Source organism: Serratia oryzae (assembly GCF_001976145.1).
Taxonomy (GTDB): Bacteria; Pseudomonadota; Gammaproteobacteria; order Enterobacterales; family Enterobacteriaceae; genus Chania; species Chania oryzae.
The window spans coordinates 70,893-88,181 of the sequence record NZ_MOXD01000002.1 but is presented as its reverse complement, the minus strand read 5'-3'; the positions used below and the strand labels follow the sequence as shown (position 1 = coordinate 88,181).

Here is a 17,289-nt window from a genome sequence, read left to right as displayed (position 1 = left end):
TAAAAATTTATCACTTGGCTATGTTCAACGCTTCCCCCAGTTGGCGGCAATGCTATGATGTCGGCAATTTGTTGTTGACTCTAGCGCCTTGATTACTCAGCGCTAATACATATCCATAACTGATAACCACGATTGATGAGACAGTAATATGTTAAAAAAACTTTGTCTTCCACTGCTGGCTGCATTGTTGCTTGCCGGTTGTGCCGCCAGTACCAATACGCTGAACGTAACCCCGAAGATCGTCCTGCCGCAGCAGGATCCGACGTTGCAAGGTATTACCATCAGTATTAATGGTGCCGATCAGCGTAAAGACCAGGCGCTGGCAAAAGTGAACCGCGATGGCCAGTTGATTACCCTGCTCCCTTCACGCGATCTGCGTTTCTTGCTGCAGGAAGTGCTGGAAAAACAAATGGGCGCTCGCGGCTATATGATCGGCCCTGCCGGTGCCGTGGATCTGCAGATCGTAGTGAACAATCTGTTTGCTGACGTCTCTGAAGGCAACCTGCGTTATAACATCACCACCAAAGCAGACATCTCCATTATCGCTCAGGCGAAAAATGGCAGTAAGCAGGTGAAAAACTACCGCTCTACTTATAACGTACAGGGCGCTTTCACCGCGACAAACGAAAAAATCACCAATGCGGTTAACACCGTGCTGGGCGATGTCATTGCCGATATGGCACAAGACACCAGCGTCAACGAATTTATCAAGCAAAACGCACGTTAATCCGTTAATGCCTTGTGCTGCCAGGATTTCCCGGCAGCGCAAACAAGGATCTCATGTCTAAACAGTATCTGAATATTTTTACCCAGCGTAACTCCATCATGCTGCTGGTGCTGGGCTTTGCCTCAGGGCTGCCACTGGCATTGACCTCCGGTACGCTGCAAGCCTGGATGACCGTTGAAAATATCGATCTGAAAACCATCGGGATCTTCTCGCTGGTGGGTCAGGCCTATGTGTTCAAATTCCTGTGGTCGCCCTTTATGGACCGCTACACACCGTCATTTCTCGGGCGGCGGCGCGGTTGGCTGTTAATCAGCCAACTGCTGCTGATAGTCGCTATTGTCGCCATGGGGTTTATGAACCCAACGCAACATTTATGGTGGTTGGCTGCTCTAGCAGTGGTGGTCGCGTTTTGTTCAGCATCGCAGGATATTGTCTTTGATGCTTACAAAACGGACCTGCTGTCGGCGGAAGAACGCGGTGCCGGTGCGGCAGTTTCGGTGCTGGGTTATCGCTTGGCGATGCTGGTTTCTGGCGGTTTGGCCCTGTGGTTGGCCGATCGCTACTTAGGCTGGCAGGCGACCTATTGGCTGATGGCCGGGCTGATGCTGCTCGGCGTCGCCGCAACCTTGATGGCCCCAGAACCGGATAACAGCACTCCGGCACCACGTACCATGGAGCAGGCGGTAGTCGCGCCGCTACGGGATTTCTTTGCGCGCAACAATGCCTGGCTGCTCCTGCTGCTGATTGTCATGTACAAATTGGGTGATGCTTTTGCTGGCAGCCTGAGCACCACTTTCCTGATCCGTGGCGTGGGGTTTGACGCCGGGGAAGTCGGGCTGGTCAATAAAACGCTCGGGCTGTTTGCCACCATCGTTGGTGCGCTGTTTGGTGGCATCTTGATGCAGCGCCTGACGCTGTTCCGCGCCCTGATGCTGTTCGGCATTCTGCAGGCAGTTTCCAATATCGGTTACTGGATTTTGGCGGTTACCGCCAAGAATATCATCACCATGGGCAGCGCTATTTTCCTGGAAAACCTGTGTGGTGGTATGGGTACCGCGGCGTTTGTTGCCCTGCTGATGACACTATGCAATAAATCCTTTTCTGCAACCCAATTTGCGTTGCTTTCAGCACTTTCTGCCGTCGGGCGGGTCTATGTCGGCCCGATTGCTGGCTGGTTTGTCGAGGCTCATGGCTGGCCATTGTTCTATCTGTTCTCCATCGTTGCGGCACTGCCTGGCTTGCTGCTGCTGGCCATTTGCCGTCAAACGCTGGAATACACCCAACAGACCGGTAATTTCATGCCACGCACCGAATTCCACCACAGCTATCGTTGGGCACTGCGTCTGCTGGCGACCGGGTGTTCACTGCTCGGCCTGTGGTTACTGGTGTTGATCTCCAACGCGCTTGACTGGACACAGTGGCCAGATTTTGCCGTTCAGCTCCTGCAAGTGGGAGCGCTGCTTAGCCTGGTAGGGATTGTGATGGGTAGCGCGCTCGACTATCTGGCGCTGCGCCGTACGCAATTAGCCTGATTTTTGTCGGCCAGCCGAAATGCTGGCCGACAAAAATGCATCAGAGAAATGAATTTATTTCGTTGAAAAAATAATATTGCCGCGGAAATTATTTTTTATCCGAGTACAGCACTCGGAAATAAAAATAAATTCACTTTTTAAATACAATTATTTTACATTAAATATACTTTTCTTTCGTATTTCAAATCGGCGGATTTGCCGCTATCCCTATGCATACCGTTAGTTTTCCTTGAGATACCGCCTGCCCGGCACGATTCAGCCTGCCAACACATTGTTGCCATTAGTAAATTATCACCTGGCGTTATATCTGTGACCCCCTTAACAGAAAGTGTCAACAAGACACTGACACTCCCTTAAGCATGTTTACAGTACTGCAACCTTCCCGTAAAATGCCCGCACACATGAAACGACAATAGAGCCTTTGTAATTGGGGTCGTTAGATGAGACTTAAGAAATACAATAAAAGTATTGGGATGTTGTCATTAATTGCAGCCACGGTAATGCTCAGTGGTTGTGATATGGTTTTGATGAATCCCAAAGGAGCAATAGGCGTTGAACAACGGACACTGATCCTTACTGCAATCGGCTTGATGTTGATCGTGGTAGTTCCAGTGATCTTCATGGCTTTCGCTTTTGCCTGGAAGTTCCGTGCTTCTAACAAAGAGGCCAAGTACACGCCAAATTGGGCACACTCCAACAAGATTGAAGCGGTCGTCTGGACCATTCCGATCATTATCATCGCCATCCTTGGCACCATTACCTGGAAAACAACCCACGCGCTGGACCCATTCCGGCCGATTGTCGCTGACAAAAAGCCAATGACCATCGAAGTGGTGTCGCTCGACTGGAAATGGCTGTTCATCTATCCAGAGCAAGGCATCGCGACCGTTAATGAACTGGCGTTCCCGAAAGACGTTCCCGTCGAATTTAAAGTCACCTCCAACTCAGTAATGAACTCGTTCTTTATTCCTCAGTTAGGCGGGCAGATTTATGCGATGGCCGGGATGCAAACCAAACTGCACCTGATCGGCAACGAGGCGGGGGAATATAAAGGTATTTCCAGCAGCTACAGCGGCCACGGGTTCTCCGGTATGAAATTCACCGCCATTGTCACACCAACCGAAGGCGACTTCGATCAGTGGGTGGCCAAGGTGAAGCAATCGCCGAATACCCTGAACGCCACCAGCGATTTTAACAAACTGGCAGAGCCGAGTGAAAACAACCCGGTTGAGTACTTCTCCAGTGTCAGACCGAATTTGTTCAAAGAGACGATTGGCAAATTCATGGGCGATATGCACATGCACAAAGGCGCAGAAACCTCCGCGCACGAAGGCATGGACATGAGCCAGGGTATGGACATGGGCGAACATGCTCACGCCGGAGCTGAGGAATAATCTGATGTTGGGAAAATTAACACTTGATGCGGTTCCGGTTCACGAACCGATCGTCATGGTCACCGTTGCCGCGATCCTCGTTGGAGGCCTGGCACTGCTGGCGCTGATAACGTACTTCGGCAAATGGAAGTGGCTGTGGAGCGAATGGCTGACCTCCGTTGACCATAAAAAAATCGGTATCATGTACATCATCGTCGCGATGGTGATGCTGATACGTGGTTTTGCTGATGCCATCATGATGCGTGGTCAGCAGGCCCTCGCCTCTGCGGGTGAGGCCGGGTTCCTGCCGCCGCACCACTACGACCAGATCTTTACCGCCCACGGCGTCATCATGATCTTCTTTATGGCCATGCCTCTCGTGGTAGGCCTGATGAACATTGCCGTGCCGTTGCAGATTGGCGCACGCGACGTTGCCTTCCCGTTCCTGAACTCCCTGAGCTTCTGGTTCTTCGTGGTGGGCGTCGTGCTGATCAACGTCTCTCTGGGGGTGGGTGAATTCGCACAGACTGGCTGGTTGGCGTATCCGCCGCTGTCAGGTAAGGAATACAGCCCGGGCGTCGGGGTCGATTACTGGATCTGGAGTCTACAGATATCCGGCCTCGGTACACTGCTGACCGGCGTGAACTTCTTCGCTACCATCCTCAAGATGCGTGCTCCTGGCATGCCTCTGATGAAGATGCCTGTGTTTACCTGGGCAGCGCTGTGCACCAACGTGCTGATCATTGTTTCATTCCCAATTCTGACCGTCACCATCGCGTTGCTGACCCTGGATCGCTATCTGGGCACCCATTTCTTTACCAATGATATGGGCGGCAACATGATGATGTACATCAACCTGATTTGGGCCTGGGGCCACCCAGAGGTGTATATCCTGGTTCTGCCGGTGTTCGGTGTGTTCTCCGAAGTCACCGCGACCTTCTCAAGAAAACGTCTGTTCGGCTATACCTCACTGGTATGGGCAACCATCGCGATTACCATCCTGTCGTTCATCGTCTGGCTGCACCACTTCTTTACCATGGGGTCTGGCGCTAACGTTAACGCCTTCTTTGGTATCGCCACCATGATCATTTCCATCCCAACCGGGGTGAAAATCTTCAACTGGCTGTTCACCATGTATCAAGGCCGTATCCAGTTCAACTCTGCAATGCTGTGGACCGTTGGCTTTATCATCACCTTCTCCATCGGTGGGATGACCGGCGTGCTGCTGGCAGTGCCAGGGGCGAACTTTGTGCTGCACAACAGCCTGTTCCTGATTGCTCACTTCCATAACGTGATCATCGGCGGTGTGGTATTTGGTTGCTTCGCTGGCCTGACCTACTGGTTCCCGAAAGCCTTCGGCTTTACGCTGGATGAAAAATGGGGTATCCGTGCCTTCTGGTTCTGGATCATCGGTTTCTTCATTGCCTTCATGCCACTGTATATACTGGGCTTTATGGGGATGACCCGTCGTCTGAGCCAGAATATCAACCCTGAGTTCCACACGCTGCTGCTGGTTGCCGCCAGTGGTGCTGCACTGATTGCCTGTGGCGTGCTGTGCCAGGTGATTCAGATCCTCGTCAGCGTGCGTGATCGCGAGAAGAACCGCGATCTGACCGGTGATCCATGGGGTGGCCGTACGCTGGAGTGGTCAACATCTTCCCCTCCTCCGTTCTATAACTTCGCTGTTGTACCGGAAATTCACGATCGTGACGCTTTCTGGGATATGAAAGAGAAAGGCGAAGCGTACAAGAAACCAGCGCAATACGCGCCAATTCATATGCCAAGAAATACCGGTGCCGGTGTGATTATTGCTGGCTTCAGTCTGGTATTTGGTTTCGCGATGATCTGGGACATCTGGTGGATGGCGATCGCTGGCTTTGTCGGCATGATCGTTACCTGGATTGCCAAGAGCTTCGATGAAGATGTTGATTACTATGTGCAGGTTGATGAAATCGAGCGCATTGAAAACCAACGCTATGAACAAATCAGCAAAGCAGGCGTGAAACATGTCAACTGATATCCTGACTCAGCATAACGCAGCCCATGCAGAGCATGGGCACCACGATGCAGGAGAGACCAAAGTCTTCGGATTCTGGATCTACCTGATGAGCGACTGTATTTTGTTTGCGAGCCTGTTCGCAACTTATGCAGTCTTGGTGAATGGGACCGCTGGCGGTCCCTCTGGCAAGGACATCTTCGATCTGAAGTTGGTCCTGGTTGAAACCTTCCTGCTGCTGTTCAGCTCCATCACCTACGGGATGGCGATGATCGGCATGAACAAAGGCCTGGCTGGTAACGTCAACAAATGGTTGATGCTGACCTTCGTGTTCGGCCTCGCTTTCGTGGCGATCGAAATTTATGAGTTCCATCACCTGATCGCTGAAGGATTTGGTCCCGACCGCAGTGCGTTCCTGTCCAGCTATTTTGCGCTGGTAGGCACTCACGGTCTGCACGTCAGCGCCGGTCTGGTCTGGCTTATCGTGCTGATGATTCAAGTGAGCAAGCGCGGCCTGAACCCAACCAATAAAACCCGTCTGATGTGCCTGAGCCTGTTCTGGCACTTCCTGGATGTGGTCTGGATCTGCGTATTTACCGTTGTCTACCTGCTGGGGGTTATGCCATGAGCCATCCATCACATGAAACCTCTCACGGCGGCGCAAGCCACGGCAGCGTGAAGTCATACCTGACCGGCTTTATTCTGTCGATCATTCTGACGGTAATTCCATTTGCGATGGTGATGAGCGGCACCGCCTCTCATTCCACTATCCTGGCGGTGGTGGTCGGTATGGCGGTTATCCAGGTGATTGTTCACCTGGTTTACTTCCTGCACATGAACACCTCATCGGAAGAACGCTGGAACCTGGTGGCATTGCTGTTCACCATTATGATCATCGGTATCGTTGTTGTGGGTTCACTCTGGATTATGTACAACCTCAACATCAATATGATGGTCGATTAAGAGCCGAGCCGTACGCAATGATTAAGCAATACCTGCAAGTCACTAAACCAGGAATTATTTTCGGCAATTTAATTTCTGTCGTTGGGGGATTCCTGCTTGCTTCCAAAGGAAGCATCGACTATCCCCTGTTTCTCGCCACCCTGCTGGGTGTCTCGTTGGTTGTCGCCTCGGGCTGTGTATTTAACAACTACATTGACCGCGACATCGACAAGAAAATGGAGAGAACGAAGAATCGGGTGCTGGTAAGAGGCCTGATCGCGCCGAGTGTGACCCTGGTTTACGCCACCCTGTTGGGTATTGCTGGTTTTGCACTGCTGTATATCGCCGCAAACCCGCTGGCCATGTGGCTGGCGGTGATGGGCTTCGTGGTTTATGTCGGCGTTTACAGCCTGTACATGAAACGCCATTCGGTATACGGCACGCTAATCGGCAGCCTGTCGGGCGCAGCGCCTCCCGTGATTGGCTATTGTGCGGTCACCAACGAGTTTGACGCAGGGGCGTTGATCCTGCTGGCGATCTTCAGCCTGTGGCAGATGCCGCATTCTTATGCGATAGCCATCTTCCGCTTTAAAGATTACCAGGCAGCCAACATTCCGGTTCTGCCGGTGGTAAAAGGTATTTCTGTCGCTAAAAATCATATTACGGTCTACATTCTGGCGTTTATGATCGCGACGTTGATGCTGACTCTGGGGGGGTATGCCGGCTATAAATACCTGATCGTCGCAGCGGCGGTGAGCGTATGGTGGCTTGGTATGGCGCTACGGGGTTATAAAACCGAAAATGACAGTGTCTGGGCACGTAAACTGTTTGTGTTCTCGATTGTTGCCATTACTTCGCTGAGCGTGATGATGTCTATCGACTTCAGCGCAGGGGCTGCACCAGAAGCGCTGTTAAGCTACGCTTGGTAAACCCGGTAACCTGTGAATGGGCCGCTCAGCGGCCCATTTTATTTCTCTCACAGAAAAGCGACTTATCCCCAAAGTGCTTAGGGTTGCAGCTAGGCGGCAAGGGCGTAAGTCCCCATGAGCTTACTGAAGTAAGTGATTGGAGCACATGCCCGCAGCCAACAACGCTGCAGCTGCAAGTAATAAGGGCCTAGCTGTAATATCTGTTAAACAACATTCGATTTACCCCCCTTACCCCACACACTAAAATGGCGCAGCTTGCAGAAGCTATTCCATCAGGCTTTAATCTTCTCAGCCTGACGGAATAGGTTTTATTGAGGTCACGATGAACGACAATGTAATGACGCCCCAAGAACGCCGGGCAACATGGGGCCTGGGAACCGTTTTCTCGCTGCGTATGCTCGGTATGTTTATGGTGCTGCCGGTTCTTACCACCTACGGTATGGCGCTGAACGGCGCCAGCGAAGCTCTGATTGGTATCGCCATCGGCATCTATGGTTTGGCACAGGCGGTTTTTCAGATCCCGTTCGGGTTGGTTTCCGATCGTATAGGACGCAAACCCCTGATCGTCGGTGGCCTACTGATCTTTGCCCTCGGCAGCGTGATCGCCGCCGTCAGTGATTCTATCTGGGGCATTATTCTTGGCCGCGCCTTGCAAGGTTCCGGGGCAATTGCAGCCGCGGTGATGGCGCTGCTGTCGGATTTAACCCGCGAACAAAACCGCACCAAAGCGATGGCATTTATCGGCGTCAGCTTCGGCATTACCTTCGCCATTGCGATGGTCGTTGGCCCGATTGTCACCCATGCCTTCGGCCTGCATGCGCTGTTCTGGATGATTGCCGTCTTGGCCTTGGCCGGGATCGCTATTACGCTGACGGTGGTTCCTTCCGCCGACGCGCATGTGTTAAACCGTGAATCAAGCATCGTACGTGGCAGTTTCAGCAAAGTGCTGAGCAATTCGCGTCTGCTGAAGCTCAACTTCGGCATCATGTGCCTGCATATCCTGTTGATGTCGAGCTTCGTGGCCCTACCGCTGGCCATGCAACACGCCGGGTTGGCCGCCAGTGAACATTGGAAAGTCTACTTGGTCACCATGCTGGTTTCTTTTGCCGCCGTGCTGCCATTTATCATTTATGCCGAAAAGTATCGCCGCATGAAGCAGGTCTTTATGGGCTGCGTCGCGGTGCTGTTTTGGGCCGAAGTGCTGCTGTGGTTTGCCGGGCAGCATCTGTGGGGCATCATTGCCGGTGTGCAGTTGTTCTTTATGGCATTTAACGTGATGGAAGCCATTCTGCCTTCGTTGATCAGCAAAGAATCCCCTGCGGGCTATAAAGGCACGGCGATGGGGATTTACTCCACCAGCCAGTTTATCGGCGTTGCCATCGGCGGCAGCCTGGGGGGTTGGCTATATGGGCTGCAGGGCGCAGGTTTGGTGTTTATTGCTGGTGCGGTGATTGCCGCGCTCTGGTTTGCGGTCAGCAGCACCATGAAAGAGCCGCCGTACGTCAGCAGCCTGCGCATCACGCTATCTGAGCTGGCCGTCAAGGATTCAGCATTAACAAGCCGCCTGATGGCTCAGCCGGGCGTAGCGGAAGCCGTTGTGGTTCCGGAGGAACGCAGTGCCTATGTGAAGGTCGATACCAAGCAGACCAATCGTGGCCAGTTGGAAGCACTGGTTAACGCGCTGTAGCAAACCAGGGCCGCCTAAGCGGCCCTGAGTGTTTTAATCACGGAAGTTTTTAAACTGGAACGGCTGCCCCAGATCGGCACCGCGCACCAGCGCCATCACGCTTTGCAGATCGTCGCGTGCCTTGCCGGTAACGCGCACTTCATCGCCCTGAATCTGCGCCTGCACCTTCAGCTTACTGTCTTTAATCAGCTTGACAATTTTCTTTGCCAACGTCGTCTCAATGCCTTGCTTCAGCTTGGCCTCAACGCTGTAGGTTTTACCACTGTGGGTCATTTCTTCCGGGATCTCCAACGCACCGCCATCAATACTGCGTTTACTCAGTTTTTCACGCAGAATATCCAGCAGTTGCTGCACCTGGAAGTCAGACTCACTGGCCACTTTGATGCTTTCATTTTTCTCATTCAGCTCAAAACTGGCCGGGACGTTACGGAAATCCCAACGCGTGCTGAGATCGCGCGTTGCGTTCTCAACGGCATTGCGCACTTCCTGCATATCAATTTCAGAAACAATGTCGAAAGATGGCATACTTCTTCCTCCTGAATGGGAGCCTAAGCGATTTCGATGTGGTGCATAATACCTGCTTTACGACCACAGGCAAAATGCCGATACCACCGTTGAACAAGACGTTCGGCAACAGAAAAGCCTATAATCACAGAAATTAGCGGTATTCCCGGACACCAAGGAGATTGAATGAAAATAACCATTCTTGGTTGCGGTGCGCTCGGGCAACTGTGGCTCTCACGGCTTTATCAACAGGGCAACGATGTACAAGGGTGGTTACGCGTCCCCCAGCCCTTCTGTGCGGTGAACGTGATCGAGCCTGATGGCACATCGTTCAACCATAATTTGCCAACCAACGATCCTGAACACCTTGCACAAAGCGAACTCTTGCTGGTAACGCTGAAAGCCTGGCAGGTGTCTGGCGCGGTCACTGCGCTGCTACCGCAGCTCAGACCAAGTTGCGCCATTTTGCTGTTGCACAACGGCATGGGAACGCAGGATGAACTGCCACCGCACAATCAGCCGATACTGCAAGGCACCACCACCCATGCAGCACGTCACGATGGCAACACGATTATTCACGTGGCGAACGGGGTTACCCATATCGGCCCCGTGACATCACAGGCCACACATCTCAGCCATCTGGCCGAAGTGCTGCATCAGGCACTGCCGGATGTGGCCTGGCATAACCACATCGCTTCCGCCAGTTGGCGCAAGCTGGCGGTCAACTGTGTCATCAACCCGCTGACTGCCTTGTACGGCTGCCACAACGGCGATCTGCAGCGTTACCCGGAACAGATTGCCACGCTCTGCCGAGAAGTGGCCAGCGTGATGGAGCGGGAAGGCCACCATACCTCAGGCGATGATCTGATGTCCTACGTGATGCAGGTGATCCAGCTCACTGCGGACAACATCTCCTCAATGTTGCAGGATATCCGCGCTCAGCGGCATACCGAGATCGACTACATTACCGGCTATTTGCTGCGCCGCGGGCGCAGCCACGGTGTTCCACTGCCAGAAAATACCCGGTTGTTCGAATTGATTAAACGAAAGGAAAATGAATATGAGCGTGTCGGTGTTGGTCTGCCTAGCACCTGGTAGCGAAGAAACAGAAGCCGTTACCACTATCGATCTCCTGGTGCGAGCGGGAGTTCAAGTCACCACCGCCAGCGTAGCCGGTGATGGTAACCTGACTATCACCTGTTCACGCGGTGTGAAACTGCTGGCTGATGCCCCGTTGGTGGCGATCGTTGATGAACCTTTCGACGCCATCGTCCTGCCGGGGGGGCTCAAAGGGGCTGAATGCTTTCGCGATAGCCCGTTACTGGTAGAAAAAGTCCGCCAGATGCACCTGCAGGGTAAGATTGTGGCCGCCATCTGCGCCGCTCCCGCACTGGTGCTGCAGCCGCATAAGCTGTTCCCGGTGGGGAATATGACCGGTTTCCCAGGCCTGAAAGAACAGATCCCCGAAGGCCAGTGGCTGGAAAAGCGGGTCGTTTTTGATCCACGCGTCAACCTGCTGACCAGCCAAGGGCCAGGAACCTCAATGGAGTTTGCTCTGAAGCTGATTGATTTACTCTTAGGTAAAGCCAAGGCCGCAGAGGTAGCAGCACAGTTGGTGCTGATCCCCGGTATGTACGACTTCAGCTGTTAAGTTTTTACCGGCAGGCCAGACTGCCTGCCGGCCATACCTTATGGGCGGTATACTTTAACGTTGGCGTAGCCTTGCTCAAGCAGATACAGCGCCTGCAAACGGCTCATTACACCGCGATCGCAATACAGCAGATAGGTCTTGCTCTGATCGAGATCGCCAAACTGGCTGCTCAGCTTATAGAACGGCAGCGATTTGACTTCAACCTGCGCCAACTGCAGCGGCTTCTCTTCCTGCTCGTCGATGGAGCGAATATCCAGGATCACGTCATCGGCCGCAAATTCGGCGACGGTTTCCACTTCGGTAACCTGCTCTTGCGCCTCTTCTGCAATAGTGCGGATATCGACATTGTGCGCTTCACGCACTACCCGATCCAGAATGTCGAAGTCAAAATTAGCCTCTTCTTCTTCAATTTTGATTTTCACCGCTTTAACCGTCGGGTTTTTAGAGATCACACCACAGTATTCCGGCATGGTTTTGGCAAAGTCTTCAGTGCCGATTTCACGCGCTACCTTAATGATGTGTTCTTTATCGTGCGAGATCAGCGGGCGCAGGATCAGCGTGTCGGAAGCATTGTCAATCATGCGCAGATTGGTGAGCGTCTGGCTGGATACCTGGCCCAGCGCTTCGCCGGTCACTAATGCCTGCACGCCATAACGCTCTGCCACTTGCGAAGCGGCACGCACCATCATGCGCTTGAGCACTACGCCCATCTGGCCGTCATCCACTTTTTCCAGGATCTCACCGACCACTGGCTCAAAATCGATCGCCACGAAACGCACCTTGTGCGAGCTGCCAAAACGATTCCACAGATAGTACGCCACCTGTTTGACGCCGATTTCATGCGCGGCGCCCCCCAGGTTAAAGAAGCAATAATGCACGCGGCAGCCACGGCGCATCAGCATGTAGCTGGAAACGCCGGAATCAAAACCACCGGAAATCAGTGACAGCACATCTTCCTGGGTACCGATCGGGTAGCCGCCAATGCCTTCACGGCGAGCTTTAACCAGCATCAGCTTGTCGTCTTCGATCTCCAGATTCACCGTAAACTGCGGATGCGACAGCTTGACGCGCGCGCTTTCGATATGCTGATTCAGGCCACCACCCACGTAGCGTTCGACATCCTGCGAGCTGAACTCATGCTTGCCACGGCGCTTAACCCGCACGCAGAAGGTTTTGCCTTCCAACTGTTCGCGGTAGGCTTCCAGCGTCTGCTCAAAGATATGGTGCACATCGGTATAAGCGCGATCTTCTACTTCCAGAATATGGTGGATGCCGGGAATGCGGGTTAATGCTTCTGCGATCGCTGGGCGCTGATTTTCATCTTTGGCCCGAACTTCGATAAAATCCCAGTGGCGGACCACCGCCAGCGTTTCGTCATACTGCTTCAGTACGTTGCGGATATTGGTCGTCAGAATCTTAATGAAGCGCAAGCGCACAGATTGACTCTTGATGGTGATTTCCGGGAACAATTTAATGATAAACTTCATGGCGGTTTTTATTGTCTGATAAGAATTACGGGGTAAAAGATTTATATCCTGAATCTTTCGAGCGGCGGCAGTTGGCTGCAACTTAAAAGCTATTAGGTATACAATGGTGATAAGAATGATAAAACTTCGAACCTGACGAACTTTTATCATTCTTATCTGGGCGCGAAGTATATCACTATCTGCTCGCGCGCCGCGCGCAAAACCATACATTCACGCCATGATTTGCTAATCAAGATCCGCTAGGATAGGCTCTGGCACCACTGTTCACATGATGATGTAAAAAAGAAAATTATGCCGAAAAAACCTGCACAATCAGACAGTACAGAGCAAAGCATCAGCTTTGAAAACTCCTTAAGCGAACTTGAGGGCATCGTAACACGCCTGGAGTCAGGTGAACTGCCGCTGGAAGATGCGCTGAACGAATTCGAACGCGGTGTGCAACTGGCGCGTCAGGGCCAACAAAAATTGCAACAGGCAGAGCAGCGCGTACAGATTCTGCTCAACGACAGCAACGACGATGCCGCTTTAGCACCTTTTACCCCGGACGCTGAGTAATTACGATGTCGGATTTTCACCAGCAGTTACAGGCTTTCCGCCAGCGCAGCGATCGCGCGTTGCTGGACTATATTGCGCCACTGCCGTTCAATAGCGGCAAAATGGTCGAAGCGATGCGCCACGGCGCGCTGTTGGGCGGTAAACGCCTGCGACCGTTCCTGGTTTACGCCACCGGGCAGATGTTCGCTCTGTCGTTGAATAATCTGGATGCTCCCGCCGCCGCAGTGGAATGCATTCACGCCTACTCGCTGATTCATGACGATTTACCGGCGATGGACGACGACGATCTGCGTCGCGGCCAGCCAACCTGCCACGTCAAATTCGGCGAGGCTAACGCCATTCTGGCGGGCGATGCCCTGCAGACGCTGGCGTTCTCGATTCTGGCCGATGCGGATATGCCCGATGTCGCAATGCGCGATCGGCTCGCCATGATCTCTGAGCTGGCAACCGCCAGCGGCGTTGCCGGGATGTGTGGCGGCCAATCGCTGGATCTGGAAGCGGAAGGCAAGCACATCGATCTGGCGGCGTTAGAGCAGATCCACCGCCACAAAACCGGCGCATTAATCCGTGCCGCAGTTCGTTTAGGCGCTCTGGCGGCCGGTGAACCGGGCCGTGCAGCCTTGCCGCAGCTTGATCGTTACGCCGCCGCCATTGGCTTGGCGTTCCAGGTGCAGGATGACATTTTAGACGTGGTAGGTGAAACCGAAAAAATCGGTAAACGCCAGGGAGCGGACCAGCAGCATGGAAAGAGTACTTACCCGGCCTTGCTTGGGCTTGACAGCGCGCGGGCAAAAGCGTGGGATCTCTATCAGGAAGCCTTGGCCGCGTTAGAGTCTTTGGCAACACAATCTTATAATACGGCGCCATTACGTGCGCTAGCCAGCTTCATCATTGAACGCGACAATTAACGTATGACGTTAATCCTCTGATATGAGTATCGAATGAGTCTTGATATAGCCAAATACCCGACATTGGCGCTAGCGGAAAACCCGGATGAGCTGCGCTCATTGCCAAAAGAAAGCCTGCCGAAGCTGTGTGATGAACTGCGGCAATACCTGCTGGATAGCGTCAGCCGCTCCAGTGGTCACTTTGCGTCCGGGCTGGGGGCCGTCGAATTGACGGTGGCACTGCACTACGTCTACAACACGCCGTTCGATCAGTTGGTCTGGGACGTTGGGCATCAGGCTTATCCGCACAAAATCCTGACCGGTCGCCGCGATCGCATCGCCACTATCCGCCAGAAAAACGGGTTGCATCCCTTCCCATGGCGCGCCGAAAGCGAATATGACGTCCTTTCTGTCGGGCACTCGTCCACCTCGATCAGCGCCGGGCTCGGCATTGCGGTGGCAGCTGCGCGTGAAGGCAAAGGCCGCCGCACCGTCTGCGTGATTGGCGACGGTGCCATCACCGCCGGAATGGCGTTCGAAGCTATGAACCACGCCGGTGACATCACTCCCGATATGCTGGTGGTGCTGAACGATAACGAAATGTCGATCTCCGAAAACGTCGGTGCCCTGAACAATCATTTGGCGCAGTTGCTGTCCGGCAAGCTCTATTCCACGCTGCGCGAAGGCGGTAAAAAGGTGCTTTCCGGCCTGCCGCCGATCAAAGAGTTGCTAAAGCGCACAGAAGAACATCTGAAAGGCATGGTGGTTCCCGGTACGCTGTTTGAAGAGCTGGGCTTTAACTACATCGGCCCGGTGGACGGCCATGATGTACAAGGCCTGGCTACCACGTTGAAAAACATGCGCGATCTGAAAGGCCCGCAACTGCTGCATATCATGACCAAAAAAGGCCGTGGCTATGCACCCGCAGAAAAAGACCCTATCAGCTTCCACGCAGTGCCTAAGTTTGATCCCGCCAGCGGTACTCTGCCGAAAAGTGCCGGTGGTTTGCCAACCTATTCGAAGATCTTTGGTGATTGGCTGAGTGAAACCGCCGCCAAAGACAGCAAACTGATGGCCATCACCCCCGCCATGCGAGAGGGTTCCGGCATGGTGCAGTTCTCCCGCGATTACCCGCAGCAGTATTTCGACGTGGCAATCGCCGAGCAGCACGCGGTGACCTTCGCCGCTGGCCTGGCGATTGGCGGTTACAAGCCGGTGGTGGCAATCTACTCCACCTTCCTGCAGCGGGCTTACGATCAGGTGATCCATGACGTGGCCATCCAGAATCTGCCAGTGATGTTTGCTATCGATCGCGGCGGTATTGTCGGCGCCGACGGGCAAACTCACCAAGGGGCGTTTGATCTCTCCTTCCTGCGCTGCATCCCGAATATGGTGATCATGACGCCGAGCGACGAAAATGAATGTCGCCAGATGCTGTATACCGGTTACCACCATAACGATGGCCCGAGCGCGGTGCGCTACCCACGCGGCAGCGGCACAGGGGCTACGCTTGAGCCACTGGCTGCTTTACCGCTCGGCAAAGGCATCGTGCGCCGTGAAGGTGAGAAAGTGGCAATCCTCAATTTCGGTACTTTGCTGCCGGAAGCCATCGCTGCCGCCGAGGCGATAAATGCCACGCTGGTGGATATGCGTTTCGTTAAACCGCTGGATGAACAGTTGGTGCTGGAAATGGCTGCCAGCCATGAAGTGCTGGTCACGTTGGAAGAGAATGCCATTATGGGTGGAGCAGGCAGCGGCGTTAACGAGTTGCTGATGGCCAAACGTCGGGTGGTACCGGTTCTGAATATCGGCCTGCCGGATGATTTTATCCCCCAAGGCAGCCAGGAAGAGATCCGCAGCGATCTGGGGCTGGATGCTGCGGGCATTCAACGCCAGATCGAAAACTGGCTGGCGTAATTCCCTCTCACTTCCTCCATCTTGTAGACGGGCGCAGCACGCGCCCGATAGCCTTTTCTGTATCGTGATCGTCCGAATGCTCAACAGGAGGTAGGCATGCAATATCTGAAACTGGGTAACACCGATCTGAATATTTCCCGCATCTGCTTGGGCTGTATGACCTACGGCGAACCTACGCGTGGCAATCATGCCTGGACGCTGCCGGAAGAGAACAGCCGCCCGTTGATTAAGCAGGCGCTGGATGCCGGTATCAACTTTTTCGATACCTCTAACAACTATTCCGATGGCAGCAGCGAAGAGATCCTTGGTCGTGCGCTGCGCGACTACACGCGCCGCGAAGAGGTGGTGATTGCCACCAAAGTCTATAACGCCATGAGCAACTTGGAGCGTGGTCTGTCGCGCGCCAAGATCATGCAATCCATCGACGATAGCCTGCAACGCTTGGGCACCGACTACGTTGACCTGCTGCAAATCCACCGTTGGGACTATGACACCCCGATTGAAGAAACGCTGGAAGCGCTGCATGACGTGGTAAAAGCCGGTAAGGCACGTTATATCGGTGCTTCTTCAATGTTTGCCTGGCAGTTTGCCAAAGCGCTGTACACCGCCGATCTACACGGCTGGACGCGTTTTGCCACCATGCAGGATCAGTACAACCTGCTCCAACGCGAAGAAGAGCGTGAGATGCACCCGCTGTGTGCTGCCGAAGGGATTGCAGTGCTACCCTGGAGCCCGCTGGCCCGCGGCAGGTTGACCCGCCCATGGGGCGAAAGCAGCGCACGGCAGGTTGCCGATCACTATGGCAAAACGCTGTATGACAAAACAGAAGAGATCGATGCGCTGATCGCTGCACGCGTAGCGAGCATTGCGGAGCTACGCGGCGTGCCCCGCGCGCAGGTTGCGCTGGCGTGGCTGCTGAGCAAACCGGTGGTCACCGCGCCGATTATTGGCGCCTCGCGCAGCGAACATCTGCAAGATGCCGTTGCCGCCGTTGAGTTGAAGCTAACCTCGGCAGAAATTAGCGAATTGGAAACGGCCTATGTGCCACATCCTGTGGTGGGTTTTGCATAACAACACCGGTGAATTCTGCGGAGCCAAAAAC

The 17,289-nt window shown here is 53.8% G+C and carries 16 protein-coding genes; 14 read left to right on the top strand and 2 right to left on the bottom strand.

The genetic code is table 11. The features are described from left to right. Window positions 1–148: 148 nt before the first annotated feature. The 8 genes from BMI79_RS03615 to BMI79_RS03580 all read left to right on the top strand — a co-directional run bounded on the left by BMI79_RS03615 (window position 149) and on the right by BMI79_RS03580 (window position 9,186). Complete coding sequence (locus tag BMI79_RS03615; protein WP_076940536.1) at window positions 149–727, top strand: lipoprotein; 579 nt, start codon at window positions 149–151, stop codon at window positions 725–727. Window positions 728–780: 53 nt separating this feature from the next. Then, the gene (ampG, locus tag BMI79_RS03610) at window positions 781–2,259 is read left to right on the top strand and encodes a muropeptide MFS transporter AmpG (protein WP_076940534.1); all 1,479 of its coding nucleotides are present in this window, start codon (window positions 781–783) and stop codon (window positions 2,257–2,259) included. A 440-nt stretch (window positions 2,260–2,699) separates the two neighbouring features. Then, window positions 2,700–3,653 (top strand): cytochrome o ubiquinol oxidase subunit II, encoded by a 954-nt coding sequence (cyoA, locus tag BMI79_RS03605; RefSeq protein WP_076940533.1) that lies wholly within the window; start codon window positions 2,700–2,702, stop codon window positions 3,651–3,653. A gap of 4 nt (window positions 3,654–3,657) precedes the next feature. Then, window positions 3,658–5,649 carry a cytochrome o ubiquinol oxidase subunit I gene (gene cyoB / locus BMI79_RS03600; protein WP_076940531.1) on the top strand — a complete coding sequence of 664 codons (1,992 nt, stop codon included), beginning with the start codon at window positions 3,658–3,660 and terminating at the stop codon, window positions 5,647–5,649. Then, window positions 5,639–6,256: a cytochrome o ubiquinol oxidase subunit III gene (locus BMI79_RS03595; RefSeq protein WP_076940530.1), complete on the top strand. Its 618-nt coding sequence runs from the start codon at window positions 5,639–5,641 to the stop codon at window positions 6,254–6,256. Before cyoB ends, BMI79_RS03595 begins: the two co-directional genes overlap by 11 nt. Then, entirely contained in the window at window positions 6,253–6,591 is a 339-nt protein-coding gene (locus BMI79_RS03590) for a cytochrome o ubiquinol oxidase subunit IV (RefSeq protein WP_076940529.1), read from the top strand. The genes BMI79_RS03595 and BMI79_RS03590 overlap by 4 nt, the downstream gene beginning before the upstream one ends. 17 nt (window positions 6,592–6,608) lie before the next feature. Beyond that, on the top strand, window positions 6,609–7,499 hold the full coding sequence (cyoE, locus tag BMI79_RS03585) for a heme o synthase (RefSeq protein WP_076940527.1): 891 nt from the start codon (window positions 6,609–6,611) through the stop codon (window positions 7,497–7,499). Between the two features lie 322 nt (window positions 7,500–7,821). After that, on the top strand, window positions 7,822–9,186 hold the full coding sequence (locus BMI79_RS03580) for an MFS transporter (RefSeq protein WP_076940526.1): 1,365 nt from the start codon (window positions 7,822–7,824) through the stop codon (window positions 9,184–9,186). Between the two features lie 33 nt (window positions 9,187–9,219). Here BMI79_RS03580 and BMI79_RS03575 read toward each other — a convergent pair whose 3' ends face one another. Next, window positions 9,220–9,711: a YajQ family cyclic di-GMP-binding protein gene (locus BMI79_RS03575; RefSeq protein WP_076940524.1), complete on the bottom strand. Its 492-nt coding sequence runs from the start codon at window positions 9,709–9,711 to the stop codon at window positions 9,220–9,222. 165 nt (window positions 9,712–9,876) lie between these two features. On the opposite strand from BMI79_RS03575, the gene panE reads away from it, so the two are divergent. Together panE and yajL are read left to right on the top strand one after the other, a co-directional pair. Beyond that, window positions 9,877–10,788, top strand: a complete 912-nt coding sequence (panE, locus tag BMI79_RS03570) for a 2-dehydropantoate 2-reductase (RefSeq protein WP_076940522.1) — start codon at window positions 9,877–9,879, stop codon at window positions 10,786–10,788. Further along, window positions 10,751–11,341, top strand: coding sequence for a protein deglycase YajL (yajL, locus tag BMI79_RS03565; protein ID WP_076940520.1), 591 nt, complete (start codon window positions 10,751–10,753; stop codon window positions 11,339–11,341). Before panE ends, yajL begins: the two co-directional genes overlap by 38 nt. 38 nt (window positions 11,342–11,379) lie before the next feature. Here yajL and thiI read toward each other — a convergent pair whose 3' ends face one another. Then, the gene (gene thiI / locus BMI79_RS03560) at window positions 11,380–12,828 is read right to left on the bottom strand and encodes a tRNA uracil 4-sulfurtransferase ThiI (RefSeq protein ID WP_076940518.1); all 1,449 of its coding nucleotides are present in this window, start codon (window positions 12,826–12,828) and stop codon (window positions 11,380–11,382) included. A 291-nt stretch (window positions 12,829–13,119) separates the two neighbouring features. Between thiI and xseB the strand changes: the two genes are divergently transcribed. From xseB to BMI79_RS03540, 4 genes are all read left to right on the top strand, one after another. After that, entirely contained in the window at window positions 13,120–13,383 is a 264-nt protein-coding gene (gene xseB, locus BMI79_RS03555) for an exodeoxyribonuclease VII small subunit (protein ID WP_076940515.1), read from the top strand. A gap of 5 nt (window positions 13,384–13,388) precedes the next feature. Then, complete coding sequence (gene ispA / locus BMI79_RS03550; protein WP_076940513.1) at window positions 13,389–14,291, top strand: (2E,6E)-farnesyl diphosphate synthase; 903 nt, start codon at window positions 13,389–13,391, stop codon at window positions 14,289–14,291. A gap of 33 nt (window positions 14,292–14,324) precedes the next feature. Then, window positions 14,325–16,187: a 1-deoxy-D-xylulose-5-phosphate synthase gene (dxs, locus tag BMI79_RS03545; RefSeq protein WP_076940511.1), complete on the top strand. Its 1,863-nt coding sequence runs from the start codon at window positions 14,325–14,327 to the stop codon at window positions 16,185–16,187. Window positions 16,188–16,283: 96 nt separating this feature from the next. Further along, window positions 16,284–17,258: an aldo/keto reductase gene (locus tag BMI79_RS03540; protein ID WP_076940509.1), complete on the top strand. Its 975-nt coding sequence runs from the start codon at window positions 16,284–16,286 to the stop codon at window positions 17,256–17,258. Window positions 17,259–17,289: the final 31 nt, after the last annotated feature.

What these genes read in the sequence shown, in the direction of transcription:
- thiI (WP_076940518.1), bottom strand. Translation starts at nt 12,828, where the DNA reads ATGAAGTTTATCATTAAATTGTTCCCGGAAATCACCATCAAGAGTCAA.
- cyoA (WP_076940533.1), top strand. Translation starts at nt 2,700, where the DNA reads ATGAGACTTAAGAAATACAATAAAAGTATTGGGATGTTGTCATTAATT.
- cyoE (WP_076940527.1), top strand. Translation starts at nt 6,609, where the DNA reads ATGATTAAGCAATACCTGCAAGTCACTAAACCAGGAATTATTTTCGGC.
- yajL (WP_076940520.1), top strand. Translation starts at nt 10,751, where the DNA reads ATGAGCGTGTCGGTGTTGGTCTGCCTAGCACCTGGTAGCGAAGAAACA.
- BMI79_RS03575 (WP_076940524.1), bottom strand. Translation starts at nt 9,711, where the DNA reads ATGCCATCTTTCGACATTGTTTCTGAAATTGATATGCAGGAAGTGCGC.
- ispA (WP_076940513.1), top strand. Translation starts at nt 13,389, where the DNA reads ATGTCGGATTTTCACCAGCAGTTACAGGCTTTCCGCCAGCGCAGCGAT.
- panE (WP_076940522.1), top strand. Translation starts at nt 9,877, where the DNA reads ATGAAAATAACCATTCTTGGTTGCGGTGCGCTCGGGCAACTGTGGCTC.
- cyoB (WP_076940531.1), top strand. Translation starts at nt 3,658, where the DNA reads ATGTTGGGAAAATTAACACTTGATGCGGTTCCGGTTCACGAACCGATC.
- ampG (WP_076940534.1), top strand. Translation starts at nt 781, where the DNA reads ATGTCTAAACAGTATCTGAATATTTTTACCCAGCGTAACTCCATCATG.
- xseB (WP_076940515.1), top strand. Translation starts at nt 13,120, where the DNA reads ATGCCGAAAAAACCTGCACAATCAGACAGTACAGAGCAAAGCATCAGC.
- BMI79_RS03540 (WP_076940509.1), top strand. Translation starts at nt 16,284, where the DNA reads ATGCAATATCTGAAACTGGGTAACACCGATCTGAATATTTCCCGCATC.
- BMI79_RS03595 (WP_076940530.1), top strand. Translation starts at nt 5,639, where the DNA reads ATGTCAACTGATATCCTGACTCAGCATAACGCAGCCCATGCAGAGCAT.
- BMI79_RS03590 (WP_076940529.1), top strand. Translation starts at nt 6,253, where the DNA reads ATGAGCCATCCATCACATGAAACCTCTCACGGCGGCGCAAGCCACGGC.
- BMI79_RS03580 (WP_076940526.1), top strand. Translation starts at nt 7,822, where the DNA reads ATGAACGACAATGTAATGACGCCCCAAGAACGCCGGGCAACATGGGGC.
- dxs (WP_076940511.1), top strand. Translation starts at nt 14,325, where the DNA reads ATGAGTCTTGATATAGCCAAATACCCGACATTGGCGCTAGCGGAAAAC.
- BMI79_RS03615 (WP_076940536.1), top strand. Translation starts at nt 149, where the DNA reads ATGTTAAAAAAACTTTGTCTTCCACTGCTGGCTGCATTGTTGCTTGCC.